This window comes from Actinokineospora sp. PR83 (assembly GCF_021056305.1).
Lineage (GTDB): Bacteria > Actinomycetota > Actinomycetes > Mycobacteriales > Pseudonocardiaceae > Actinokineospora > Actinokineospora spheciospongiae.
Genome location: NZ_JAJCXD010000015.1, coordinates 21479 through 46115, shown reverse-complemented (window position 1 = coordinate 46115; position 24637 = coordinate 21479). Strand labels below are relative to the sequence as shown.

Sequence of the window (24637 nt, the reverse complement as noted above, 5' to 3'; positions counted from 1 at the left end):
TCGGACGGACGGTGTCACGAACCGCGCCGTCACCGGTCCCTCACCGGCCCAAAGAGACGGTCCAGCACCGGGCCGGTGAACACAGTGGCGATGGCCGGCATTGCGGCAACACCGAGCATGATCAGCACAGGCATTCCGTCACCTCCTCTTCCGGGAGGTGACGCTATGCGCCGCCGCTCTGATCTGCGGTGACGTGTTCGTACCCCCTCACCAGGGGTACAACCCGTACCCCTGGTGAGGTGCTACACGGCCACCCCGAGATCTGCGGCCAGTGCGCGGGCCTCGCGCTCGATCAGGTTTCCGCCGGTGGTGACCAGCTCTCCGGCCAGGGTGCGGGCGAGCGGGTGGCAGGTCATCGACTCCCGGTTGATCCGGGCCGCGCGCTGGAGCACGTGCAGTGAAGCGATGTTCTCCTTGCGCTGCCGGTACCCGCGGGCGACCTCCAACCACACCCGGGCACGCCGGTCCAGCGACGGCACCGCGTCCGGGTCGGCAGCTTCGGCGGTGAGCACTGCGGACCCGCCCTTGTGCAGCTCGACCTGCACACTGATCCCGGTGAGCGCGGCATTGGCGGCGCCGAACAGGGTCGCGGGGTGGGCGTAGCCGGACGGCAGACGCGCGGCCATGTCGGCGGCGTCGTCCAAGCGCCGCAACGCGTCGCCCTCTCGCCCCATCTTCGCCGCGGTGATCGCCCCGTGTGCTCGGACCGCGCCCCACAGCGCCCTCGGCTCGTCGTCGTCCCCGTCGAGCGCGTGCGCGAGCAGCTTGCCCGCGTCATCGGCGAGCTGGAGCGCGTCGTCCTCCCGGCCGGTGGACCGCCACACGTTGCCGACCACCCAGGCCGCGCTGGCCAGCGCCTGCGGCTCGTCGGCCTGTTCGGCTGAGGACATGCACCGGTCGGCGGCGAGCCACAGCAGCGCCGAGTCCGCGACCCACGCGAGCAACTGCCCGGACAGTGCGTAGGCGGACGACAGTGCGGCGTGCGCCCGGCGTCGGTCGACACCGTCGAGCGCACGGGCGGCGCGACGGCCGTCGGTGATGATCTGGGGAAGCACCGCGCCCACGGCGTCGCGCGGGGTGGGGGAAGAGTGCCAGAGCGACCAGGCGTCGGCGGTGCGGCGGGCTAGGTCGGTGGCCGAGACCGGCGCGGAGGTGGGGAGCGACATGAGGGGGGCCTCGATGGCCTCGCGCACCCCGGCGACCGCCGCGTGTCCGGTCCGGCCCTGGAGGGCGAAGGGGCCTTGCTGCTCGCCGACGAGCACCGCGAGGTCAACACCGAGCACCCCGGCGAGCTTCACCAGCATGTGCACGTCGGGCGGGTTCCGGCGCCCGCGCTCGACCGACTTGAGCCACTCCTCGGACCGGCCGACCAGACCGGCGACCACGGGCCGGGTCTTGCCCTTGCGCTCACGCACGACCTGGATCCGGGAGCCGATCGGAAGGCCCGCGAGTTCATCGACTGGCATGGTGTTCCCCTTCGGCTGGATCCCGCCTGCGGTGTTGCCGTGGGTGAGCGGGTGTGAGCTGACTTGGTGTTCAGGGTAAGCCGCTACCGGAGATCTCGACCAGGTTCCCACGAAGTCTTCGAGTGGGGCACGCATGGAACGAGTCCCCATTCGCCCGGTCGATACCGTGGACGAAGTGATGACGTTGGGAGGACAGGACGTGGATCGACGTGGATTCCTGCTCACCGCCACCGCATCGGTTGCGGCTGCGGCGCTCGAACCGATCGATCCCGACGCTGTCCTGCGGCGGGTCGGCCACGCCGGGCGGGTGCGCGTCGGTGCCGGGGAAGTCGCCGCGATCCGCACCATGACCACCGCACTGGGCGACACCGCCGCCGAGATCGGCGGCGCGCACGCCCGCCATCTCGCCGTGCGCTACCTGGTGAACGACGTGCGTCCCTGGTTGGAGGGCACCTACACCGAAGCCACCGGCCGCGCCTTGTTCTCCGCCACCGCCGAACTCACGCACCTGGCCGGGTGGATGGCCAATGACGCCGGGCATCCCGGGCTGGCCCAGCGGTACTACCTGCACAGCCACCGCCTCGCCGCCGAAGCAGGCGACCCCGGGCTGGCGGCGACCGCGTTGCGCGGTCTGGCCGACCTGTCCCTGGACCTCGGCCACCACGCCACCGCGCTACGCTTGGCTGCTGCCTCCGACGACCTCGGCCGCACCAGCACCGAACCACGGGCACGGGCCTACTTCGCCACCATCCACGCCCGCGCTGCCGCCGCCGACCACGACAGCACGACCGCCACCGCCCGGCTCGCTGCCGCCGCCACCGCGATCGACCACGCCACCAAAACCACTCCCGGCCGGGCGTGGGCCGACCACTACGACCCGTCGCGCTGGGCGCACGAGACCGGCATGGTCCACTACCGGCTGGGTGACCTGCGCGCCGCAGTGGAGCACCTTCACCACGCCATGGCTCTCGGCCTCAACCGCCGCCGCACCCACGCGGTGGTCACCGGGGATCTTGGCCGTGTCCTGCTGCGTCGCGGCGACACCGATGCCGCCCTGCACGCCTGGACGACCTTCGCTGATCTTGCCGAAGGCGTCACTTCCACCCGCATCGCCGACAGCGCCACCGACATCGCCGCACGACTACGCGCCATCGACACACCCGACGCCCGCGACCTGCACAACCGTCTCACCCAAGCTTGACGCGACATCCCGAAACGCAACCACGGCCCACATGAAGACGCCCGTTTCACCGGGGTCTGTTCTCGGTCTCTGCGAACAGACCGCCGGTGTGGTTCGCCCGGCGGCCTGTCTGCGTCCGGTGGTGGATCACCACATGTCGTCCAGGTCTTCGAGTCGCTTGCGCAGCACCCGTGCGTCCTTCGGTGGCAGCACTGCCACCACCGCGTGGAGCACCAGCCGCAGTTCCGGTGGGTTCGGGCAGCACTCGGGGACTCCGCAGCCCTCCGCCTCGGTCCACAGTCGGTGCCCCGAGGTGCGGACGAACCCGGACCACGTCCGCAGGGCGTGGGCGGCGGCGCCCGGCTCGTAGTGCTCGCGTTCGAGCCGGGCGATCGCGGCCACGCCCCGGCCGGACAGCCCGGGGATGGGGCGGAGTCTTCGGCGTCTCGGTAGCCAGGAAGGTTGCCCGCGGCGTTGTGCGGGCGGGTTGGCCGCCGCTCGTCGGGCGGCTCTGGTGCGCTTTCGCGTCACTCGGGCGGCGGTGGCGGCGCGCACGCGCGCCGGGGACTTACGCCCCATTGTCCTTTCGGGCAAGCGTCATGCCGCCCATCCTCGCACACCGCCGCTTCCCGGGGGAGCGGTCAGAAGCCCTTGTTGACGGCCGCCATGTCGTCCTCGCCGTGGCCCCTGGCCGAGGACTCGGCGTAGACCTGGTTGATGGCGGTCATCACGCGGTTGTCCTTGCCCGCCTGGGCGAGGGCCTCGGCGATGAGGGCGGAGTCCTTGACCGCCCCGTCCAGGGTGAACGACGGCGGGTAGGTGTCGGTGATCATGGCCCGGCCCTTGAGCTGGGCGTAGCCGCTGTCGAGGGGGCCGCCCTCGATGATCTCCAGGAACAGCGTCGGGTCCAGGCCCAGGGCGCTGGCCAGTTCGATGCTCTGGGCGGTGGCGGCGGTGAGGGAGACGACCCAGGCGTTGGCGGTGAGCTTGAGGCGGTGGCCGTCGCCCGGGTTCTGGCCGACCCAGATGGTCTTGGCGCCGATCGCGTCGAAGACGGCGGTGGTGGTGTCGGTGGGGTGGCCTGCGGCGAGGACGGTCAGTTGGCCGTTCTCGGCGGGTTGGCGGGTGCCCAGGACCGGGGCGTCGACGTAGTCGACCCCCGCGTCCGCCGCCTGCCGCGCCAGGGAGATGGCGCCGTCGAGGCCCACCGTCCCGGTCTGGACCCACACGCCCCGGACGTGCGGGAGGGCCTGGGCCATCACCGCCTCGGTGGCGGCGAGGTCGAACAGCGCGGTCACGACCGCGTCCGCGCCCTCGACGGCGGCGGCCGGGTCCGGGGCCACCTCGGCGACGTCGGCGAGGGCCTCGGCCTTGGCCGGGTCGCGGTTCCAGACCGTGACGGCCAGTCCGGCCCTGGCCAGGCTCCGCGCCATCGCGGCGCCCATGATCCCGGTTCCGAGCACTGTCACCTTGAGCGTCATACGCCCTTCATACCCACTCCGGCGCGACGGGAACACTCGGGGACCCGCGGGCGACCAGGTCAGTCGGTGGTGTCCACGGGGTCCTGCGCCGGGTGCGCGTGCAGCCGCCTGCGGACCACCAGCGTGACCACGACACCGGCGAGCACCGCCGCCAGCAGGCCGAACCAGGAGAAGCGGGAGAGCCACTGCTCGGCGACCGTGCCCAGGTAGTACACCAGCACCGTCGTGCCGCCCGCCCAGGCGATGCCGCCCGCGGCGTTGGCGACGAGGAACCGGCCGTAGCGCATGTGCAGCGACCCGGCGAGCGGGCCGGAGAGGATGCGCAGCAGGGCGATGAAGCGGCCGAAGAACACCGCCCACACCCCGCGCCTGGCGAACACGGCCCTGGCCCTGCCGACGACCTCGGGTCCGAAGTGCTTGGGGAACCTGCGCCCCGCCCAGGCGAACAGCCGCGGCCCGCCCCGCTTGCCGATCAGGTACCCGATGCTGTCGCCGACGACGGCGCCCGCGATGGCGCACGCGCCGACCCACACCGGGTTCACCGCGTCGCTCTGCGAGGACAGCAGGGCGGCGCTGACGAGGACGATCTCACCGGGCAGCGGGATGCCCAGGCTCTCCACGCCGATGACCAGCCCGACGACGAGGTAGATCGTCAGCGGTGGGATGGAGTTCAGGATCTCCTCGACGTGCACCGGACTTCCTCCCCAGCGTGGTCCCGCGACGCCGACACGGTACAGCGGGGCGGCGGGTGATCGCCCGACCTCGTGACAAGCCCCCGAACGGGTAACGGCGTCGGTATCCTCGCGACTGACAGTGTGATCTTCGGGCACCATCCGCCGATCCGCCCGGGTCCCCCTTCGACGGAGGTCGCCGCCGCCCATGAGCTCGCTGCTCACCATGTTCTTCGACGGGCTCACCGGCTTCAGCAGGCTCTTTCTGCTGGTCGGGCTGGTGCTCGCGGTCGTGAACACCGCGCGGTTCCTGGCCAGGAGGCGGTCGGTCGCCCTGCACGCGGTGAACGCCCCGCCACCCGAGGACCTGACCACCCTCAACTCACCCGTCCGCGGGGCGGTGCCGGGGGTGTGGTGGCCGCTGGTGCTGATCGCGCTCGGGTTCGTCGTCGGCGGGCGGTTCCGGTCGACGCCGTGGGTGGTGGCGGTGGCGATCCTGGTGGCCGCGGCCGTCGGGCTGGGGCTGCGCGCGCTGCGGGTGGCGCACGGCCGCCGCGGCGACGCCGAGGTGGCCCCGGCCGCGCTCGCCGCCCTGCTCAGCGCCGGGACGCTGCTGCTGTTCGGGCTGCTGCTGACCGTGCGGCTGGTGGTCATCCCCGACCCGGCGACCCGCGTCGGCGACGCGTTCACCGCCGAGTCCGGCGACGCCGCCGCCCGCGCGGTGCTGCTGCCCGCGCTCGCGCTGGCGCTGGTGGTGGCCGGGATCACCTGGGCGCAGCGGCCCCGGCCGGAGCGGCTCGGCCCGCCGAGGCGGCGCTCGATCCGGCTGCGGCTGCCCGCGTTCCCGCTGACCGAGAAGGGCCACCTGGTCGGGCTGCTCGCGGTGTTCGCGCTGTTCGCGGCCCCGCTGCTGGACGACCGGCTGACGATCTTCGGCATCGCCACCCCGGAGTACGGCAAGGTCGTCTACTTCGTGGCGCTGGCGGCCATGCTCGGCGCGTACGCGCACCTGTACCGGGTGGGCGCCGCGGCCCGCGGCGGCAGCCCGCTGGAGGTGATCCGGGCCCGCAGGCACCTGTGGTACCCGATCGGCACCTTCGCCGCCGTCGGCGTGGCCAGCGCGCTCAAGCAGGACATCGGGCCGATGATCCCGGTGTTCGTCGGGTCGGTGGCGGTGTTCGCGCACCTGCTCGGCGTGCAGGCCGACCGGGCGCCGGAGGTGCTCGGCGAGGTGGGCCGGGCGCGGGCGCGGGCCCGGCGGCGGGTGGCGCTGCGCTACTCGCGGCCGCTGTGGGCCCCGGTGGGCGTGTTCGTGCTGATCGGCGCGGCGGCGATGGTCGTCACCCCGTACATCTCCGAGCGCGGCGCGGTCTGGGTCGACCCGTGGACCTACAACTGGGCCGCCGCCTGCGAGCCAGCCCCCGAGGGCGCCACCCCGCCGCCGACGCCGGAGGGCACCAGCGCCTGCCAGATCTCCTACTCCTCCGCCGAGGCCAGCAGGCGCTCGCAGATCGCGCAGTCGCTGGCGGTCATCGCCGACGGCGGGCTGTGGGGGCGCGGGCTCGACGACTCCACCTCCGGCCGGGTGCCCGCGGGCAGCACCGACTTCGTGCTGACCGTCATCTGGAGCAAGCTCGGCGGCGTCACCATCCTGCTGCTGTCGGGCCTGCTGGCGCTGCTGGCCGCCGCGCTGAGCCGGATCGGGCCGCAGGTCACCCGCACCGAGGCGGGCGGGGTGGACCCGGCGCGGCTGTTCGTCGTCGGGTTCCGGGCGATGGTGCTCGGGCAGTTCCTGTTCGTCCTCGCCGCCACGGTCAACGCGCTGCCGCACTCGGGCATCACCGCGCCGTTCCTGTCCCGCGGCGGGCACTCCACGATCGCGCTCGGCCTCGGCGTCATCGCCGCCGTTGCCGTGTCCTACCTCGGCACCCCCGCACCGGCCACGCCGCAGCCGCGCCGCGCGCTGGCCCCCGCCGCCGCGCCCGCGCGGGCGTCGACCTGGTGGGCGCGGCCGACCGTGGCGGGCACCGCGTGGGTCTACCTGCTCAGCGCCACCCTGGTCGTGGGCATCACGCTCTCCCCGTACACCGGGCTCGCCGAGGACCGGCCGTTCTGCACCACCCAGCAGCCCAGGGTGGACCCGGAGCGGTGCTCCACCGACCGCATCGCCTACGACCGGACCACCGTGCGGGTCGTGGTCGACGGCAAGCCGCAGTGGGTGCGCGACCGCTCCGGCGCGCGCTGGGAACCGATCGGCACCCCCGACCTCTCGCTGGCCGACCTCGGTGGGCTGCTCCAGGTCGGCGGCGACCGCGGGGTGCTGGAGGCGGGTCTCACCGACATCGTCGACGGCTCCTCCGGCACCTCGCTGGGGCAGCGGCTCGCCCCGCCGTCGAGCGGCCGCCCGGACGGCGCGGTCGAGCTGACCGTGGACCCGGCCGTCCAGCGCGCCACGGCCGAGGCGCTGCTCGCCGACGGCCCCACCGGCGGGCCGCTCGCGGGCGGCGCCGTCGTCATCGACGCCAAGACCGGCCACGTCCTCGCCGCCGCCAGCGCCCCCGTGGAGCCGGGCGAGGAGGGGGCCGCGCGGCCGGTGGACCAGACCGCCCGCCGCGAGTTCACCGGCGACCACGGCTTCGGCTCCCGCGACGCGCGGGGCAACCTGGACGAGAGCACCGACTGCGTCGAGTCCGACGACGAGCGCGTGCTCGCCGACTGCTACCGCTGGTCGCTGGCGCCGACCCAGGCGGGGGAGACCCCGGAAGCGCAGGACCGGCTGCGGCGCTTCGTCGAGGACGACAAGGCGGTGGCCGTGCCGTCCCCCCAGGTCAACCGGGCGCTGGGCCGCCAGTACGGGCTCGGCTCGACGTTCAAGGTCGTCGTCGCCGCGGCGTTCATCAAGAGCAGGGGCGCCACCGCGCAGACCGTGATCGACGCGCCGCTGTCGGTCACGGTCAACAACCAGGTGATCCGCAACGCGGGCAACGGCGCGTGCGGGCAGGCCACCTCGGGCCGGATCACCCTGCAGATGGCGCTCGCCGTGTCCTGCAACACCGCGTTCGTGCGGCTCGCCCAGGACCTCGGCTGGGACGTCATCCGCGACACCGCCAAGGCGATGGGTTTCGTCGTCGGCAGCACCGACGCCCGCGCCGACCGGCAGCCCGCCTGGCTGGCCGAGACCGCGGTCGGCGTGGACTCCCGGGTGCCCGCGACCGCCGACGACGGCAGCATCGGCAACAACGTGCTCGGCGGCGGTGGGGTCGTGGGCACCCCGCTGGAGATGGCCACCGTGCTCGGCGCCGTCGCCAACGGCGGCACCGCCGTGCAGCCCACGGTCGTGTCCGCGGTCACAGACCCGCGCGACGGGGTCCGCCGCGAGGTCACCGGGGCGAGCACCCCCGTGCTCACCCCCGAGCAGGCCGAACAGCTCCGCCAAGCGCTGTCGGCGACCACCACCGCGGGCACCGCGCGCAAGCTGGTGCTGCCGCAGGGGCAACGGGCGTGGGTGAAAACCGGTACACAGGTGCAGTACGAACCGGGGACGGCGCCGCAGGGCACCTTCCTGCACCAGATCGCCTGGCTGGTGGGCTTCGTCGACACCGCCTCGGGCCCGGTCTCGTTCGCGGTGGCGGTCGAGACCCGCGACGAGGGCAGGGGCGCCGACCGCGCCCGCTTCCTGGCCGAGAAGATCATCGCCACGATCACGGCGGCCAGGGGATGAGGCGGGCCGCGGTGGCGTTCGGTGGAACGCCCGCCCCCACCCGCACGTCCATTGGGGGGAGAGCGTCGGTCGTCGACGGCACGGCAGTCATCGGAGGAACGGCAGTCATCAGCACCACGGCAGTCAGCGGGAGAACAGCGGTCGTCCGGGCAGTGGCGGTCATCCGGGCAACGGGGGCGGGGCGATGACCGAGCGGGACCGGCCGCGCTTCGAGGAGCAGGTGCGCGCGGCGGCGGGCGGTGAGCTGCGCAGGCACTTGGCGTCCGCGTCCGCCCCGGCCGGGGCGAAGGTGCTGGTCCGGGTGCTGGTGCGCACCGACACCCCGCTGACCCCGCAGGCCATCGAGGCGGTCAGGGAGACCCTGGAGGAGGTGCGCGCGGGCTTCGGCGACGTCGTCACCCAGGTGTACTTCGAGGTGACCCCCGGCCTGCCCGACGGCTACGACGTGCGCTGCGAGCCGGTCACCAACGCCGGTGCCGCCGCCGAGGCCGAACGACCCCGCCCGCGCGGTCCGCTGGTCCGCCAGCGGCTGCTGACCTTCGCCTTCGGCGGGCTGCGGTTCGACTACCTGCTCGCCGAGCCCGCCGACCGGTGGCTGCCGCTGCAACGGCCCGCCGACCGGCGCGGCGGCATCGGGTTCGTGCTGCCGCAGTCGATGGCGGCGGTGCCCAGCGGCCCGCTGCTGTCGCTGCGCATGGTCGACGGCGAGCTGATGGCCCGCCGCACCTGGGAGCGCCCGGAGATCGCCGTCCTGGTCAACGACGTGCTGCTGCACCCGAACCTGGAGACCGGCCTGGCCGTCGCCCCGCGCGGGTGGATCGGCTACCAGCTCGCCGACACCGGGCAGGCGCTGAGCAGGCTGGAGTACGAGCTGGCCGACTGGGCGCCCGCCAGCCCCACCCAGGCGGGCACCCCGGACACCGGCGACGGCTCCGCGCACGAGGTGTGGCTGACCGTCGACAACGAGACCCACCCGCTGCGCATCGCCCCGCCCGAGCCGGGCAACCAGGCCGCCGAGCGGCGCTTCCCGATCCAGTCCGCCAGCCCCGACGGCCACAGCCCGCACCTGGACGTGCAGGTCCTCTACACCCGCGGCCAGTGGCGCGGGCCGCGCGAGGACCAGTGGCACGTCAAGGTCTACCGCTGCGCCACCCCGCAGCACGCCGACCAGCTCCGCCGCTACCTGCGCACCCAGGCCGCGCTGGTCGACACCGCCAACGCCGCGGTCGGCGGCACCGGGCAGGCCCCGCCGTGGGCGGTGGCACCGGTGACGCTGGTGCAGCCGGGCGCGGACTACCGCGGCGAGCTGCGCCGCACCGAGGTCGCGGTGACCGACCGCGACGTCAGCGACGACCCGGAGAACCGGCTCTCGGCCTGGTTCGGCGTGCCCGAGCAGCCGCAGCCGCACTGCTACGTCATCGCCGTGTCGCCGATGCTGCGCAAGGTCGGCTGGGCCGACTCGTCGCTGCGCCGGGTCGCCCCCGGCCTGGAGCAGCTCGACGACCTGGTCAGCCTGGCCAAGGGCCTGGACCGGCTGCACGAGCTGGGCATCGCGCACTGCGACGTCAAACCGGAGAACGTCTGCCGCAACCAGCGCGACTCCGGCGGCACCGGCTACGTCCTCATCGACAGCGACGCGGTCTGCCGCACCGTGGAGCGGCTGGTCGACCTGCGCCTCACGCCGACCTACGCCGCACCGCGGATCATGTCCCAGTGGCGCCGCTCCTACGACGGGCAGACCCCGGCCGACCTGCGCGAGCACGACCGCTTCGGCTTCGCGCTGGTGGTGCTGGGCGCGCTCGCGGGCAGCGACCGGGTGGCGTTCCTGGTGCAGGACGACGAGGACGGGAGGCGCCCCATCGACCAGCCGACCGTGGTCACCGACGCCATCCGCACCTGGTGGCCGGACCCGCGCTGGGCCCGCTTCGTCGAAGTCCTCGCCGCGCCGTTCCAGTACGACGCCCTGGTGGGCGACCAGTGGTCGGCGGTGGGCTGGCTGCGCGAACTCGACGCGCTGGGCGTGCCCGCCCCGGAGCCGGTGGCCGAGCAGGCCGCGCCGGTGTTCGCCGGGGAGTACGCCGGGCACCTGCGCCGCATCCGGGCCGAGGTCCGGTCCACGCCGCGCGGACTCAACGCCTGGGTGCCCGCGGTGCTGGAGCGGGTCGCCGCGCACCAGGACGAGATCGCGCACCGGGAGTTCCGCAGGGTCGTCTGGCTGGCGGGCGCGCTGCCGCTGCTGGTGGCCGTCGTCGTTCTGATCGGGGTGATCGCGGGCCGATGAGCACTCAACCCGAGGAGTCGGGCACCGAGCCGGTGACCCCGAAACCGCAGGCACCGGAGATGTCCACCGCGCGGACGCAGAAGATGACCAGCCCGGGTCCGGTCCCGCCGCCCCCGGGCGGCTCGGGGCGCCCGGGTCCGCCCGCCGCGCGCAACCCGGTCCCGCCGGGCGCCAACGCCACCAAGGTGCAGGCCCCGGTGCCCGGCGGCGTGCCCGGACCCGACCGGCGCTCGCCGCTCACCGGGGCCGAGCGCGAGGCCGTGATGTTCCGGGTGCCCGAGGGCAGGCCGTCGGGCGGTCCGCCGCGCCCCGCGGGCCCGCCCGCCCCCGCCGCCGCGCCCGCGCGGCCGAAGTCCGGCCCGCGCGCGTGGTACCTGCGCTTCGGTCCCGGCTCGCTGTCGGGGGAACTGGCCGCCGTGCGACCGGCGCAGCTCGACGACGTCACCACCCGGGCGGTCGGCAACTGGGTCTCGCACGAGGAGGCGACCGCCCGGCTGGCCGAGGCGCGCGCCGAACCGCACCTGCACGAGCACCTGGTCCGCGCCGGGGTCGTCGGGCGGCGGCAGGGCTGGCTGGTGTGCGCGGTGCTGCTGTGGCCGCTGGCCGCCGTGCTGATCGCGATCGCCGTGTGGATCCTGGGGGCCTGATGAACCACCCGACGAACGGCCGCGGGGGCGAGCTGCTGCGCTGCCCGGCCTGCGACGACGACCTGGGCACCCCGCGCACCCGGGAGCCCGACGGGCGCCCGCGCAGGCCCGCCCTGCGGCTGGAGCTGTGCGTGGAGCAGCGCGGCGCGGTCGACTGGCGGCTGAGCCTGTTCGACGGGTCCCGCTTCTGGCCGCCGTCACCGGGTTTCCACCCGGCGCGGGTGCGGCTGGTCTACCGGGTCTGCGGCGACGGGCACGTGTTCCTGGAGCACGTGGTGACCGGCGGGGCGGCGGCCATGCCGACCTGGCGGGTCGACCAGTTCGACGTGATCGCCGCGATCGGCCAGGCCGCCACCGGCAAGAGCTACCTGATGCTGCGCACCCTCAGCCAGCACCTGACGATCAGCGGCCTGACCCACGTGGACACCCCCGTGCCGCCCGCGCAGGTGTCGGTCTACAACGCCGACTGGCTGCTGGAGGCCGAACCGCTGGAACTGCTCAAGCGGCAGTACCTGCAAACCGAGATCCGCGGCATGACCATCGAGCCCACGCTGGCCCGCGACCTGATGCCGTACGAGTTCCTCACCGACAACGTGGCCGCCGGGGTGGTGCAGCAGATCCTCGACATCCACACCGAACTGCTCGGCCGCGACGGCGTCGACCGCGACTCCTGGGGGCAGCGGATCCGCCAGCCCATCGTGCGCCGCTACCAGATCGGCAACCGCCGGGTGATGGCCGCGGTCGCCGACCTCGCCGGGGAGAGCTTCGCCAGCAACGCGGTGCAGAGCCTGCACAACCGGTTCCTGCTGCGCAACTACGGCACCCTCGTGTGGACGATCGACCCGGTGGTCTGCACGCCGTTCCCCAAGTTCCTGCCCGCCGGGACCGACCGGACCTCGCTGGCGGCGAGCATGCGCCCCGACGGGCTGCTCTACGACCGCACCGACGAGGTCCGCCGCGAGCGCAACGTGGTGCAGCGCCAACTCGCGGGCACCCTCACCGAGCTGGGCACCATCTCCGAGGACGTCGGGCCGGTGCAGTACCTGCTGGTCTGCGTCACCAAGGCCGACCTGATCCGGCACGCGCTGGCCGGGGGCGCCTCGCTGCGCAAGCTCGGCAGCACCGACGCGGTGGTGCGCGGCACGGCCCGCTACCTCGCCGACGTCGCCGCCCGCGCGGGCGGCCCGCACCCGTCGGTGGTGGTGGAGGACGCCGCCTGGCGGCAGGTGATCGGGCGCATCGCCGGGTTCGCGCACGACCCGGCCCTGGGCACCAGGGTCGCCTGGCAGTTCGCCGACGCCATCGTCAACCACCACGACCAGCCGGACACCTTCTGGGAACTGGTCGACGGGGGCGGCGGCAGCGTCATCGACGTGCCCGAGGGCGTCCCCGAGGCGGTCCTGCCGCCGGGGCGGCTGACCGTGCCCACCCTCGACGACCACGTGGCCGGGTCGCTGGTGCCCGGCCAGAGCGGGGTGCTGCGGCTGCGCGACCTGGTGATGTCCGCGCTGGGCTGCGGCATCGCCTACGGGCTGGGCTTCGAGCAGAACATCGATATGCTGCTGAGCCAGCCGTGGCGGGAGCCGCGGTTCTTCCTCTGCTCGGCGCTGGGCGAGGTGCCGGTCCCCGGGTCGAGCGAGGAGCTGATCAAGCCGATGGACTCCGACGCGTCGTTCCCCGACTTCGACACCCGCTCCGCGGCGCTGTCGCAACTGCTGCTCTGCATGCTCCGGAGGGTGCGGCCGTGAACGAGTCCACGATCGTCGAGTGGGGCGGCAGCGGCGCGGGCTTCGTGCTGCACGAACCGCCGGGCAGGCCGCGCCCGCCCGCCGCGTTCGTCTCCGCCGCCGACAAGCTGATCAAGTACCCGGTGGTGCAGCCGACCGCCGACCTGGGCCCGCACCAGGCGTGGAGCCTGGTGTGGGCGCAGGTGGACGAACACGGGCCGCACTGGTGCTTCGCGGTGCAGGGCCGCGGCGGCGCGTTCGGCCGCTCCGGCGGCTGCCAGTTCCTGTTCACCCCGGCCCGGCACGAACCCGCCGACGTGTGGCTGCACGGGCTGACCATGGTCGGCCAGGACGGGCGGCTGGCCCCCGAGCCGGTGCGCGAGGTGCCGTGCTCGCCCCCCGTGCCCAGGGACCTGCTCGCCCCGCTGGCCGCGCTGACCGACGACACCGCCCGCGTCCCGCTCGACGGGGAACCGCTGGAGGTGGCCGGGTCGATCGCGGTGCTGCTGAAGGTGTTGCCGCGGCAGGTGGTCCGCTCCCGGGTGTGGTCGACGTTCCTGCTCAAGCCGCCGGTGCTGGACGACTACAACGTCGTCTCCGGGCACTGGCCCGCCGAGCTGGCCGACCGCGACAGCGCCGCGCGCACCCGGCACTGGCTGGGCGAGTCGGCGCACCTGCCCGGCCCGCGCGACGACCAGGACGCCGCCGCGCTGCGCTGGGTCGCCGAACAGGCCAGTGACCAGGTGAGCCTGGGCGAGGAGTACCGCGGCCTGCCGGACATGCGGTCCTTCGTGGACAAGGTGGCCCGCGAGGCGCTGGTGCCCGCCGCGCACGAGGTGCCGCGGCTGCTGGAGGAGGCCCCGGCCCGGCTGCTCACCCCGCGGGCGCACCCGGCCGTGGTCCGCTGGGCGCACGACGACCCGGACCGCGCCATCGCCCACCTGGTGGCCGACCGGGTGCCCGGCGAACTGGTCGACGTGGTCTTCGAGGGCCTGTTCGCCCGGCACGAGGAGGGCGGCAACCCGATCAGCTTCCCGCCCGCGGACGTGTCCCGCTTCCCGCGCTGGCCCGAGGTCCTCGGCGACGCGGTGCGCCGCTGGGTGCCCGAGCAGCGCGACCGGGTCGCCTTCGTCGAGCGCACCCTGCTCGCCCCCGGCCGCCCGCTGGCCGACCCGCGCGCCCTGGCGATGTCGTTGCTGTGGCTGGAATCCCTGGGCATCGGGGCGGACGACCTGCCGCCGTCGGTGGAGTCCATCGCGGTGGCCCTGGGCCGCCGCGGCAGGCTGGCGCAGCGGCAGCGCGACTACCTGCGCTCCACCGGCGACCAGGTCGGCGTGCTGCGGGACCTGGTGGGGCGCCTGGACTTCGTCAGCGTCGCGGTCACCGCCGAACTGCTCGACGTGGCGGGGGAGGAGTCGACCCGGCGCGGGCTGGTGCGCACGGTGCTGGCGCACAACTCCGAGCACGCCGACCGAGGCCGCGGGTCGATGGACACCTGGGTCGCCGACCTGGTGGACCGCCGCCCGCAGGACCAGTCGGCGGTGGTCGAGGGCGGGTTCGGGCTGCTGCGCGAACACGGGCTGCTCCCCGACGGGCTGCTCGCGCTGGCGCTGAGCCACTACGCCGACCGGCTCGACGTCTCCGAGGTGGGCCGCGGCCTGCTGCTGGAGGCGGCCGACCGGGTCAACACCGCCTCCCGCGCGCCCGCGGAGGCGCGCACCGAGGCGTTCCCCGGCGATCCGTACCGCGAGGCGGCGCACGGCGACCCCGGGTGGGGCGAGAGCGACTCGCAGGGGAACTCCCTGCACAGCGGACGCAGGCAGCGGCGCGCGGGCGCCGGGGACTTCGGTCCCAGCGGCCAGGCCGGGTACGGCGCCCAGGGCTTCGGCGCGGACCGCTACCGGCGCGCCGAGGCCGACACCGTGGCACCGCAACCGCTCGACGAACCGGTGCCCGCGGGCAACACCGTCCCGGTGCCGCGCGCCCGCCGGGTGGGCCGCGAGCAGGAGCTGCCGCCCGCGCTGCGGCTGGCGCTGATCATCGGCATCGCGGCCGTGGTGGTGTTCGTGCTGTACCAGCTCTTCTTCGCGCGGTTGGGCTGATGGACACCTCCGCGGCCGGGCGGGTGGGCGTGCTCGTCGCCACCGCCCTCAACCGGGTCGACCGGATCGCGGGCACCCGCCCGTCCACCCGACCACCGCACCTGGCGCAGCTCACCACGGTGTTGCAGGCGGCGGCTGCCGAGGCGCGCACCGCCGAGGACGACCCGAACCGGGTCGAGCGCGACGCCGACGTGTGGCGGCTGCGCGAGCCCGGGTACCTGCGCGGCATCGTCGAGCACCCGGTGAGCCGGGCCGGGAGCGGCCTGGTGCTGCTGCCGGTCGTGCTGACCTGGGTGCTGCTGGGGGCCGCGGAGTTCCTGTACGTGCAGGAGTACGTGGCGGTGCCGGTGGGGTCGCGCCCGTCGTTCTTCGCCGACTGGCTGGCCCAACCGTGGTACCGGGGCCCGTTCGTGCTCTCGGCGGTGATCGTGCTGACCGTCGTGTGGATCATGCTCGGCTACCGCAAGCCCGCCCGCGAGCAGGCCGCCGCGGACGAGCTGGACCGGGTGGTGCACCAGTTGGAGGTCGACCTCCTGCCCCCGCTGACCATCCTGCGCTCCCGCCGCGCCCCCGCCTCCCCGGTCGAGGTCACCCGCCAGGCCGCGGCCGACCTGACCGCGGCGTCGGCGAAGTTCGCCGCGGCCACCGACACCCTCGCCACCGCCGCCTCGGTCGTCGACCGGCTCGCGACCGTCGTCGAGCGCCTCGCGGCGGCGGTCCCGGACCTGCGCGCGCAGGCCGACCGCCTGGCCGACCTGGACAGCCGCCTGGAGCGCTCGGTCGCGGAGACGGCCCGCCAGGTCAAACCGATGACCGACGCGGTGGAGGCGGTGACCTCGGCCGCCGCGACCGCCGCCGACACCACCTCCCGCTCCGAGGCCGTGCTGAAGGAGGCCACCACGCGCCTGGACGAGGCCGCGGCCCTGGCCACCCGCACCGCAGACCACCAGAGCACCCTCGCCACCGCCCGCGAACCCTTCACCGAGGCCGCCACCGCCGTCGCCAGCGCCGCCACCAAGCTCGACACCGCCGCGACCGCCACCCGCGACACCGCCGCCCGCCTGGGCGAGGTCATCAAGGACGTCAACTGGCTCACCATGGTCGCCGACGGCCTCCGCCACCCCGACCACCGGTGAAGCGCCGCTTCCCCCGCGGCGACGCGGGCCCGATCGGGGCGGCGGGCTGGCTGTTCGCGGAACTGGCCATGGTCCTGGTCGTCATCGCCATCGGCTCGGAGGTCACCGCCCCCTCGGCCGTCGTCCTCACCCCACCGGTGGCCGACACCCCCACCACCGCCCCCTCGCAGGGCCTGGCCCTCACCACGGTCCGCTTCACCATCCCGGCCACCGCCGACGACGCGACGGTGCTCGCGGACTTCCGCGCCGCCCTGGACCGCACGGTCGGCCCGCAGGGCCGGGTCGGCCTGATCCTGCTGTTCGGCAAGTCCACCACCGCCAACCCCGCCCAGGGCACCCGCCTCTCCGAACGCCTCAAAGCGGTGGTGACCCCGGCGAACCTCCCCCAGTTGCGCACCACGGTCGACATCCGCCCCTACTTCGGCGGCGACGGGGCCCCCGGCCAGGTCATGGTGGAACTGTTCCTCCTGACATGACCCCACCCACCCCCGCCGCCGCTGCGGCGCGTTCCGAGACCCCGCCGTGCCCTGCCGCCCCGGCCCGCCCCGGTACCCCGGCGCATTCCGCCACTGCGGCCCGCCCCGGCACCCCGGCGGGCTCGGCATGAGCGTCGCCATCCTCGACGGCACCGACACCTCCGCCGCCGACACCCTCCGGACCGCGTTGGGCACCCCCGCGCACCTGTCCGCCCCCGAGGACCTCCCCGGCGCCGGTGCGGCGGCGCTCCTGCTGCTGCCCGCCCACGCCCCCGTCCTCCCGACCGAGGCCCTGCGCCTCATCGCCGTCCTGGAGTCGCTGGCCCTGAACCCGCCCGGCCGCCGCACCCCCCTGGTCCTGACCTGGGTGGCCACCCCCGCCCACCGGACCCGCATGTCCTACGCCGCGGGCCGCAACCACGCCGACCTGCTCCTGGGCAAGCACTGGACCCGCGAACTGGCCCACCACCGCACCCCCACCGCTGCGGCGGCGTGCCGGGCCGCCCGGGTGCGGGAGCTGATGCGCGCCCAGCCCCGCCTCGGCGGCATCCCCGTCACCACCGTCCACCGGACCCTGGCCACCCTGGACCCCCACTTCGTCGAGGCGCTCTGCGTCCAGCTCCCCGACGGCACCTGGCACAGCCCCGCCGCCGTCGCCGCCGCGGTGGGATTGCGCGGCTCTGCGCCGAGTGGGTGATGTCCGGGGGTTCCCCACCGCGCACGGCGCCGGGTGGGCGATGGTGGGCCCGACCCGCACCGACCCGGTGCGGCTGGAGGGGAGAACACCATGGGCATGGCCGTACTGGGGGCCGTCACCGCGCTGGTCGTGAGCCTGGCGCAGGCGGGCGACCCGTCGTCCCTGGGGTACACCGCGGAACCGGGGGCCTGGCCGGTCTCCGGCAGCCGGACCTGGACCGAGCCGACCGACGAGGTGCGCGCGTTCGAGCTGGACGGCGTGCTGGTCGTCGACGGTGAGGACAGTTCGGGGTGGGACTGGTTCCGGGTGGAGCTGGCCGGGGCGGGCGGGGCTCCGCTGGGCGTGGGCAACTACACCGGGGGGAACTTCCGGCTGCACCCGGAGGCCGCCGGGGTGAACCTGATCTCCGACGGGCTCGGCGGCGGGGACGGCCCCGCCGAGTTCACCATCAGCACCCTGGAGCGCGACCCGGTCACCGGGCGGGTGAGCGCCCTGGACGTGGAGGTGACCGTGCACAGCGGGTCGCCGACCGGGCCGCGGATCGACATCCGGGCGCACTACGAGGCTTGAGGGAACTACCGGCCGCCCCACCCGGGGCGGCCGGTAACATCGCGCGCGGACTTTGGACTTGCTAGGAGGAAAAAGTGACCGCCCAGGTGGAGACGTTCGAGTTCCAGGCCGAGGTCCGGCAGCTCTTGCAGCTGATGATCCACTCGATCTACTCGAACAAGGACGCGTTCCTGCGCGAGCTGGTCTCCAACGCCTCGGACGCGCTGGACAAGCTGCGCCTCGAAGCGTTCCGGGACAAGGATCTCCAGGTCGACACCGACGACCTGCACATCGAGCTGGCCGTCGACAAGGACGCGCGGACGCTGACCGTGCGCGACAACGGCATCGGCATGACCCGCGACGACGTGGTGCGGCTGATCGGCACCATCGCCAAGTCGGGCACCGCGGAGTTCCTGCGGCAGGTGCGCGAGTCGCAGGACGCGGCGGGGGCGCAGGACCTGATCGGGCAGTTCGGGGTGGGGTTCTACGCCAGCTTCATGGTGGCCGACAAGGTCGAGCTGGTGACCCGCTACGCCGGGGAGACCGAGGGCACCCGGTGGGAGTCCGGCGGTGAGGGCACGTACACGATCGAGCCGGTGGCCGACGCCCCGCAGGGGACCTCGGTCACCCTGCACCTCAAGGCGGCCGACGCCGAGGAGCAGCTCACCGACTACACCGCGCCGTGGAAGCTGCGGGAGATCGTCAAGCGGTACTCGGACTTCATCACCTGGCCCATCCGGATGGAGACCACCAAGCCCGCGGTCGACGAAGACAGCGAGCCGACCACCGAGGTCGAGACGCTCAACTCGATGAAGGCCCTCTGGGCCCGCCCGCAGAGCGAGGTGACCGCCGAGGAGTACGCCGAGTTCTACCGCCACATCGCCAACGACTGGGCCGAGCCGCTCAAGACGGTCCAGATGTCGGCCGAGGGCACCTTCGAGTACCAGGCGCTGCTGTTCATCCCCTCGCACGCCCCGCTCGACCTGTTCATGCGCGACGCCCGCCGGGGCATCCAGCTCTACGTCAAGCGCGTCTTCATCATGGACGACTGCGAGTCGCTGATCCCCGAGTACCTGCGCTTCGTCAAGGGTGTCGTGGACGCGGCCGACCTGTCGCTGAACGTCTCCCGGGAGACGCTGCAGCAGGACCGGCAGATCCAGCTCATCCGCCGCCGCCTGGTCAAGAAGATCCTGTCCACGGTCAAGGACCTGCGCGGCGCGGACGCGGAGAAGTACAAGACCTTCTGGGCCGAGTTCGGCCGCGCGGTCAAGGAGGGCCTGGTCCAGGACACCGACAACCGCGACGCGATCCTGGAGATCTGCTCCTTCGACTCGACCCTCGACCCGGAGCAGCCCACCTCGCTGCGCGGGTACGTGGAGCGGATGAAGGAGGGCCAGCAGCACATCTACTACATGACCGGGGACTCGCGGTCGGTCATCGAGAACTCCCCGCACCTGGAGGCGTTCCGGGACAAGGGGTACGAGGTCCTGGTGCTGACCGACCCCATCGACGAGATGTGGGTCGACGCCGTCCCGGAGTACGACGGCAAGCAGTTCCAGTCCATCGCCAAGGGCCAGGTCGACCTGGACTCCGAGGAGGACGAGGACCGCAAGGCCGAGTACGCCGACTTCCTCGCCTGGATGTCGGAGTCGCTCAAGGACGCGGTGAAGGAGGTCCGCCTGTCCAAGCGCCTGACCACCTCCCCGGCCTGCGTGGTGGGCGACTCCGGTGACCTCGCCCCGAACCTGGAGAAGATGTACCGGGCGATGGGGCACGAGCTGCCCCAGGTCAAGCGCATCCTGGAGCTGAACCCCACCCACCCGCTGGTGGCGGGCCTGCGCGCCGCGCACGCCGACCGCCCGGAGGACGAGTCGCTGGCCGAGACCGCGTCGCTGCTGCACGACATGGCGGTGCTGGCCGAGGGCGGCGAGCTGGCCGACTCCGCCCGCTTCATCCGCCTGCTGGCCGGGCGGCTGGAGCGCTCGCTCTAGCCCCCGACCGGCACAGCGCACGACCAGGAGCCCCGGCACACCACAGCCGGGGCTCCTGGTCGTGCGGGTGGCATCCCGCGGTCGGACCGGCTACTGCTTGACCTTCAGGTCGATGGTGATGGGGTTTTCCTTGTCGACGACCAGGAAGTTGATGATTTCGGTGTCGACGAAGCAGTCGGCGAACTTCGGCAGCCGGTAGCTGCCCGTGAGGGTTCCGCCGACGGCCGGGTTGAAGTTCCCCGACGACTTCAGCTTGATTTCCACCGGGGCGGTGGTCTTGCAATTCGGCAGCGGAATGCCGATGTTGAAGTGCCCCACCTCGGTGATCTGGATGTCGAACTTCCCGGTCACGTCGACGGTGCCCGCGGCCAGCGTCCCGGTCAGCCCGCCGACCTGCGTGACCTTCACCTTGGCGTGGGTGTCCAGCACCCCCGCCAGCATGAAGTTGGTCCGCGTCTCCGGGAGCGCGATCGTCCCGCTCAGCGCGCCCCCCTGCAGGTCACCGCGCACGTCCGCCTGGCCGGGGCCCAGGGGGAGCGTGGCGCCCAACCCGGTCAGACCGGTCTGCCCGGTGGCGGTGTAGCTCAGCTCCACCGACTCGGCGCTGCTTGTCCCCGAGGTCACCAGCAGTGCCCCGACCGCCGCTGCCGCCGCCACCGCGACCCCGGCCGCCCGTGCTTTTCGCACCTGCATCCCATAACTCCCATCCATCTGGAAACTCCGGTGTTCCTAGGAGGACTGTAATCATTCCCGTGAGCCGATGGCAATCAATCCGGATGATTTTGTGGAGAGTGGAAGGCTTGACGGAATCCGGGTGTTGCCGGATGATAAAATGGGTCGGTGGATTCCAGGCGGGCCGGACGGTCCGAGCGTCAGTTGCCCCGGGGCAGGCACGGCCTGAGCCGGGAGGACATCGCCGCCTCCCAGCGGAGCAGGCTGGTCGCGGCCATCCTCGACGTGGTGGCCGTCAAGGGGTACCCGGCGACCACCGTCAACGACATCGTCGTGCGCGCGGAGGTCTCCCGGCGCACCTTCTACGAGCACTTCGACGGCAAGGAGGCCTGCTTCCTGGCCGCCTTCGAGGCCGCGGTGCTCGGCGTGGGGGTCTCGCTGCGCTCGGCGCTCGACCCGGTCGCCCGCGACGACTGGCAGGGGCGGGTCCGGCTGTCCTGGCGGGCGTTCCTCGCCGCCCTCGCCGAGCACCCCGCCGCGGCCTGGTCGCTCTACATCGAGACGCTGTGCGCGGGTCCCGCGCTGGTCGAGCGGACCACCGCGGTCAACCGGGGGTTCGCCGACATCTTCCGCGCCCTGCACCGCCGGGCCCGCGCGGCCGACCCGAGGGTGCGGGAGGTGGCGCCGGAGGTCTTCGACCTCTACGTCGGCGGCACCGCCGAGCGCATCCGCGACTGCCTGCACACCGCGGGCGCCGCGGCGCTGCCCCGCCTGGAGGACGTGTTCACCGACACGCTCATGGTCTTCTTCGAACCGCGCCCGGCTCCCTGAGGGGCCACCCGGCCGGGCGCAGCGCACCGGTCCGCCGCGGTGCCCGACGGGTGACCCGGGTGATAGAACGCCGGAGGTAAATTGCTCACGGCCCGGTCAGAAAAGGAACGGGAACTTTCCCGCGCTTGACACGACGTGGTTCCCCGCCGAATGCTGGCCGTATTGCAACGTCGGCAATCGGGGGGATTCGCGGTGTCCATTCGACCTCCGTTCGGCAGGGCCATCGAAATGCGAGGCCGCGATTACGCCGCGGTCGCCGCGCACGGCGAGGCCATTACCAATTCGGCGCTGCTGCGCGCGGTGGAATGGCCGGAGGCGGACCCCACCGGGGAACCGGTGCGCCCGCCGCGGCGGTTGGACGCGGAATTGCGCGCGCTGGTGCTGGAATCGGCGGTCACCCCGCGCTTCTCCTGGGAGCGGTTCCTCGACCGGCACCGCGCCGACGGCCCGGCCGAGCGGCTGCTCGCGCTGCTCAACCACCGCGCATTCCAGTTCAACTCGCGGGCGGCCTTCGGTGGCGGCGCCTCGCCGTGGCGGGCGCGGGTCGAGGCATGCGTGCGCGAGGGGCGGCGGCTGGAGGTCGTGCTCCCGGCGTTCTGCGTGATCGGCAACCCGGTGAAGCGGTTCGACCTCACCGCCGCCACCGCCGCCGAGGACGTCGCCCTGCTGCACCTGGCCAACCTGGCCGAGCTGCTCGGGCGGCTGCACGAGCCGGGCGCGGTCGTCCACATCATCTCCGACAGCACCTTCTACGGCTCGCCGTTCGGCGTGACCTCGGTGGAGGCGGTCAACTACGTCACCGAGCTGCGCGAGCGTATCCGGGAGCTGGGCCTGGGGCGGGTGCTGCGCCTGCACGACATGTCCGACGTGCTGCAACCGGTCGTCCCGCAGTTCCAGCGCCGCTTCGACGCCTGGTTCCGCGCCCTGCGCCTCGACCGGTGCGCCGACGGCATCACCGCCGACGAACACGACCGGTGGCTGACCAGCATGATGGCCAGCATCGACATCCGGAAGCTGGGCCTGTCCTACGCCGAGCTGCGCGCCACCTACCTCGACCGGGGGGAGCACTTCCACGGCATCCGGGAGCGCTCGCGCTGGGCGCTCAACGAGTACCGGGCGATGAAACTGGCCGCGACGGATCTGGAATGGGAAGAACTGGCGTTCCCGGGGGCCGTGCGCGCCACGATCCACACCAAGCCGATCCCGGTTCTGGGACTGCGCATTTTCCCCGAGTACAAGTTCAGCGCCCGGCTCCTGCCCTACCACGGCATCGGGGTGTTGAGCCGTTCGGTGAAGACCGGTCGGTACCGGATGGGGGTGCGGCCGGAGATGTTCGTGCACGGTCGCCAGGACATGCGCCGGGTTGTCGACGACCGCGGGATCACCAGTTTCTACCTGCACTGCCCGGAATGACGCCGACGATCTGGTACTGAGCTGTACCGGAACGGCGCCCGGTATCGGCCCGCGCCCCTCCACAGTGGACTCGGATGGACGAGGTTTCCACGGGGGGCGGGCGGGTATCCGGGACCGGACGGAGGTGAGGTCCCCAGATGATCGCGAGCGGAAGACGGGTTCGGGTCGAGTTCGACGCCGACCTCGCCCTGCTGCCGGTGGTGCGCGCCATGGCGGCCAACGTCGCGATGGTCGAGGACTTCACCATCGACGACATCAGCGACGTGCGGCTGGCCGTGGACGAGATGTGCTCCACGCTGATCACGCACGCCGTGCTGGGCAGCACCCTGGACTGCCAGATCGACACCCGGCCCGGCGGCCTCGCCGTCCGGGCCAGTGTGGACTCCCGCTCGTCCCACCCTTCGCGGGACACGATGAGCTGGGAGATCATGTCCGTGCTGGCCGACTCGGTGACCTCGGAAGTGCACGAGGGGCCTGCCGGGACAGCCAGGCTCACCATGTGCCTCACCAAGCGACGCGGGGAAGGTTGATGCCCACGACCGAGCGGACCAGGTCGAGCGAGTACGACCACCTGGCTCCCCTGTTCGTCGAACTGGCCGCGTGCACCGACCCCGGCCAGCGGGCGGTGCTGCGCGACAAGCTGGTCACCGGCCACCTGCCGCTGGCCGAGCACATCGCCGTCCGGTTCAGCAACCGCGGCCAGCCCACCGACGACCTGCGCCAGGTCGCGGTGGTCGGGGTGATCAACGCGGTGGACCGGTTCGACCCCGAGCGCGGCACCGACTTCCTGTCCTTCGCCATCCCCACCATCATGGGCGAGGTCCGCCGCTACTTCCGCGACAGCAGCTGGTCGATCCGGGTGCCGCGCAGGCTCAAGGAACTGCACCTGGAGATCAGCTCGGCCACCGGCGCGCTGTTCCAGCAGCTCGGCCGCGCCCCGTCGCCCTCGGAGCTGGCCCGGCACCTGGACCGGCCGGTGGAGGAGATCTACGAGGGCTTGGAGGTGGCCAACGCCTACCAGGCCATGTCGGTCGACGAGTCGCGCGAGGACGGGGAGAGCGAGAGCCCGCTGGTGCGCTCACTCGGCGCCGAGGACCCGGAACTGGCCAAGGTCGACTACCACGAGTCGCTGCGCCCGCTGGTCGCGGCGCTGCCGGAGCGGGAGCGGACGATCCTGACGCTGCGCTTCTACGGGAACATGACGCAGTCGCAGATCGCGGAGAAGGTCGGGCTGTCGCAGATGCACGTGTCGCGGCTGCTCTCGCAGACGCTCCAGCGGTTGCGCGGCAAGCTGGGGCCGGAGATGTAGCGCTCGATCAAGACCCGGTCTTTGTGTGATCAAGACCGGGTCTTTGTATTGGTGCGCCCGGCTGGGTGGATGTGCTTGGCCGGGGCCCCTACGGCGATCATGCGCCCAGTGTGACCGAGTGGGGCTGAAGAGATGCCCCACAGCCCGGGCAGGCTTGCACATGATCGCCACCCCCGGCCAAACACATCCACCCACCCGGGCAGTTGGGCAGCCGGGCTGGCGGTTTTCGGGGTGGCTGGTTGGCCGTCAAGCGCATCCGCCCACCCGGGCCTCTGCGTAGCTGGGTC

At 73.2% G+C, this 24637-nt stretch carries 20 protein-coding genes; 15 read left to right on the top strand and 5 right to left on the bottom strand.

All coding sequences use genetic code 11. From position 1 onward, the window contains the following. Window positions 1–242 precede the first annotated feature (242 nt). On the bottom strand, window positions 243–1466 hold the full coding sequence (locus tag L6E12_RS04910) for a helix-turn-helix domain-containing protein (protein WP_236226674.1): 1224 nt from the start codon (window positions 1464–1466) through the stop codon (window positions 243–245). 199 nt (window positions 1467–1665) lie between these two features. On the opposite strand from L6E12_RS04910, the gene L6E12_RS04905 reads away from it, so the two are divergent. Next, window positions 1666–2667 carry a hypothetical protein gene (locus L6E12_RS04905; RefSeq protein WP_236226673.1) on the top strand — a complete coding sequence of 334 codons (1002 nt, stop codon included), beginning with the start codon at window positions 1666–1668 and terminating at the stop codon, window positions 2665–2667. 126 nt (window positions 2668–2793) lie between these two features. Here the strand turns inward: L6E12_RS04905 and L6E12_RS04900 are convergent, their stop codons facing one another. The 3 genes from L6E12_RS04900 to L6E12_RS04890 all read right to left on the bottom strand — a co-directional run bounded on the left by L6E12_RS04900 (window position 2794) and on the right by L6E12_RS04890 (window position 4819). Next, window positions 2794–3048, bottom strand: a complete 255-nt coding sequence (locus L6E12_RS04900; RefSeq protein WP_236226672.1) for a hypothetical protein — start codon at window positions 3046–3048, stop codon at window positions 2794–2796. Window positions 3049–3287: 239 nt separating this feature from the next. Next, window positions 3288–4115: an NAD(P)-dependent oxidoreductase gene (locus L6E12_RS04895; protein WP_308074137.1), complete on the bottom strand. Its 828-nt coding sequence runs from the start codon at window positions 4113–4115 to the stop codon at window positions 3288–3290. A gap of 71 nt (window positions 4116–4186) precedes the next feature. Next, a complete protein-coding gene (locus L6E12_RS04890; protein ID WP_236226670.1) occupies window positions 4187–4819 on the bottom strand; it encodes a DedA family protein in 633 nt (210 codons plus the stop codon). A gap of 187 nt (window positions 4820–5006) precedes the next feature. Between L6E12_RS04890 and L6E12_RS04885 the strand changes: the two genes are divergently transcribed. The 10 genes from L6E12_RS04885 to htpG all read left to right on the top strand — a co-directional run bounded on the left by L6E12_RS04885 (window position 5007) and on the right by htpG (window position 20125). Next, window positions 5007–8519 (top strand): penicillin-binding transpeptidase domain-containing protein, encoded by a 3513-nt coding sequence (locus L6E12_RS04885; protein WP_236226669.1) that lies wholly within the window; start codon window positions 5007–5009, stop codon window positions 8517–8519. Between the two features lie 184 nt (window positions 8520–8703). After that, a complete protein-coding gene (locus tag L6E12_RS04880; protein ID WP_236226668.1) occupies window positions 8704–10800 on the top strand; it encodes a hypothetical protein in 2097 nt (698 codons plus the stop codon). Continuing rightward, the gene (locus L6E12_RS04875; protein WP_236226667.1) at window positions 10797–11447 is read left to right on the top strand and encodes a hypothetical protein; all 651 of its coding nucleotides are present in this window, start codon (window positions 10797–10799) and stop codon (window positions 11445–11447) included. Before L6E12_RS04880 ends, L6E12_RS04875 begins: the two co-directional genes overlap by 4 nt. Beyond that, on the top strand, window positions 11447–13195 hold the full coding sequence (locus L6E12_RS04870; protein ID WP_236226666.1) for a hypothetical protein: 1749 nt from the start codon (window positions 11447–11449) through the stop codon (window positions 13193–13195). The genes L6E12_RS04875 and L6E12_RS04870 overlap by 1 nt, the downstream gene beginning before the upstream one ends. Further along, a complete protein-coding gene (locus L6E12_RS04865) occupies window positions 13192–15276 on the top strand; it encodes a hypothetical protein (RefSeq protein WP_236226665.1) in 2085 nt (694 codons plus the stop codon). The genes L6E12_RS04870 and L6E12_RS04865 overlap by 4 nt, the downstream gene beginning before the upstream one ends. Continuing rightward, the gene (locus L6E12_RS04860; protein ID WP_236226664.1) at window positions 15276–16412 is read left to right on the top strand and encodes a hypothetical protein; all 1137 of its coding nucleotides are present in this window, start codon (window positions 15276–15278) and stop codon (window positions 16410–16412) included. The genes L6E12_RS04865 and L6E12_RS04860 overlap by 1 nt, the downstream gene beginning before the upstream one ends. Next, complete coding sequence (locus L6E12_RS04855) at window positions 16409–16888, top strand: hypothetical protein (RefSeq protein WP_236226663.1); 480 nt, start codon at window positions 16409–16411, stop codon at window positions 16886–16888. Before L6E12_RS04860 ends, L6E12_RS04855 begins: the two co-directional genes overlap by 4 nt. A gap of 127 nt (window positions 16889–17015) precedes the next feature. Then, the gene (locus L6E12_RS04850) at window positions 17016–17585 is read left to right on the top strand and encodes a hypothetical protein (RefSeq protein WP_236226662.1); all 570 of its coding nucleotides are present in this window, start codon (window positions 17016–17018) and stop codon (window positions 17583–17585) included. Window positions 17586–17675: 90 nt separating this feature from the next. Further along, window positions 17676–18155, top strand: a complete 480-nt coding sequence (locus L6E12_RS04845) for a hypothetical protein (RefSeq protein WP_236226661.1) — start codon at window positions 17676–17678, stop codon at window positions 18153–18155. Window positions 18156–18229: 74 nt separating this feature from the next. Then, window positions 18230–20125 (top strand): molecular chaperone HtpG, encoded by a 1896-nt coding sequence (htpG, locus tag L6E12_RS04840; RefSeq protein WP_236226660.1) that lies wholly within the window; start codon window positions 18230–18232, stop codon window positions 20123–20125. 90 nt (window positions 20126–20215) lie between these two features. Here htpG and L6E12_RS04835 read toward each other — a convergent pair whose 3' ends face one another. Continuing rightward, window positions 20216–20812 carry a hypothetical protein gene (locus L6E12_RS04835; protein ID WP_236226659.1) on the bottom strand — a complete coding sequence of 199 codons (597 nt, stop codon included), beginning with the start codon at window positions 20810–20812 and terminating at the stop codon, window positions 20216–20218. Window positions 20813–20965: 153 nt separating this feature from the next. Here L6E12_RS04835 and L6E12_RS04830 point away from each other — a divergent pair, with 153 nt between their 5' ends. The 4 genes from L6E12_RS04830 to L6E12_RS04815 all read left to right on the top strand — a co-directional run bounded on the left by L6E12_RS04830 (window position 20966) and on the right by L6E12_RS04815 (window position 24350). Continuing rightward, window positions 20966–21628, top strand: a complete 663-nt coding sequence (locus L6E12_RS04830) for a TetR/AcrR family transcriptional regulator (RefSeq protein ID WP_236226658.1) — start codon at window positions 20966–20968, stop codon at window positions 21626–21628. A 228-nt stretch (window positions 21629–21856) separates the two neighbouring features. Then, window positions 21857–23041, top strand: a complete 1185-nt coding sequence (locus L6E12_RS04825; RefSeq protein WP_236226657.1) for an L-tyrosine/L-tryptophan isonitrile synthase family protein — start codon at window positions 21857–21859, stop codon at window positions 23039–23041. A gap of 137 nt (window positions 23042–23178) precedes the next feature. After that, the gene (locus tag L6E12_RS04820; protein ID WP_236226656.1) at window positions 23179–23571 is read left to right on the top strand and encodes an ATP-binding protein; all 393 of its coding nucleotides are present in this window, start codon (window positions 23179–23181) and stop codon (window positions 23569–23571) included. Continuing rightward, window positions 23571–24350 (top strand): SigB/SigF/SigG family RNA polymerase sigma factor, encoded by a 780-nt coding sequence (locus L6E12_RS04815; protein WP_236226655.1) that lies wholly within the window; start codon window positions 23571–23573, stop codon window positions 24348–24350. Before L6E12_RS04820 ends, L6E12_RS04815 begins: the two co-directional genes overlap by 1 nt. Window positions 24351–24637: the final 287 nt, after the last annotated feature.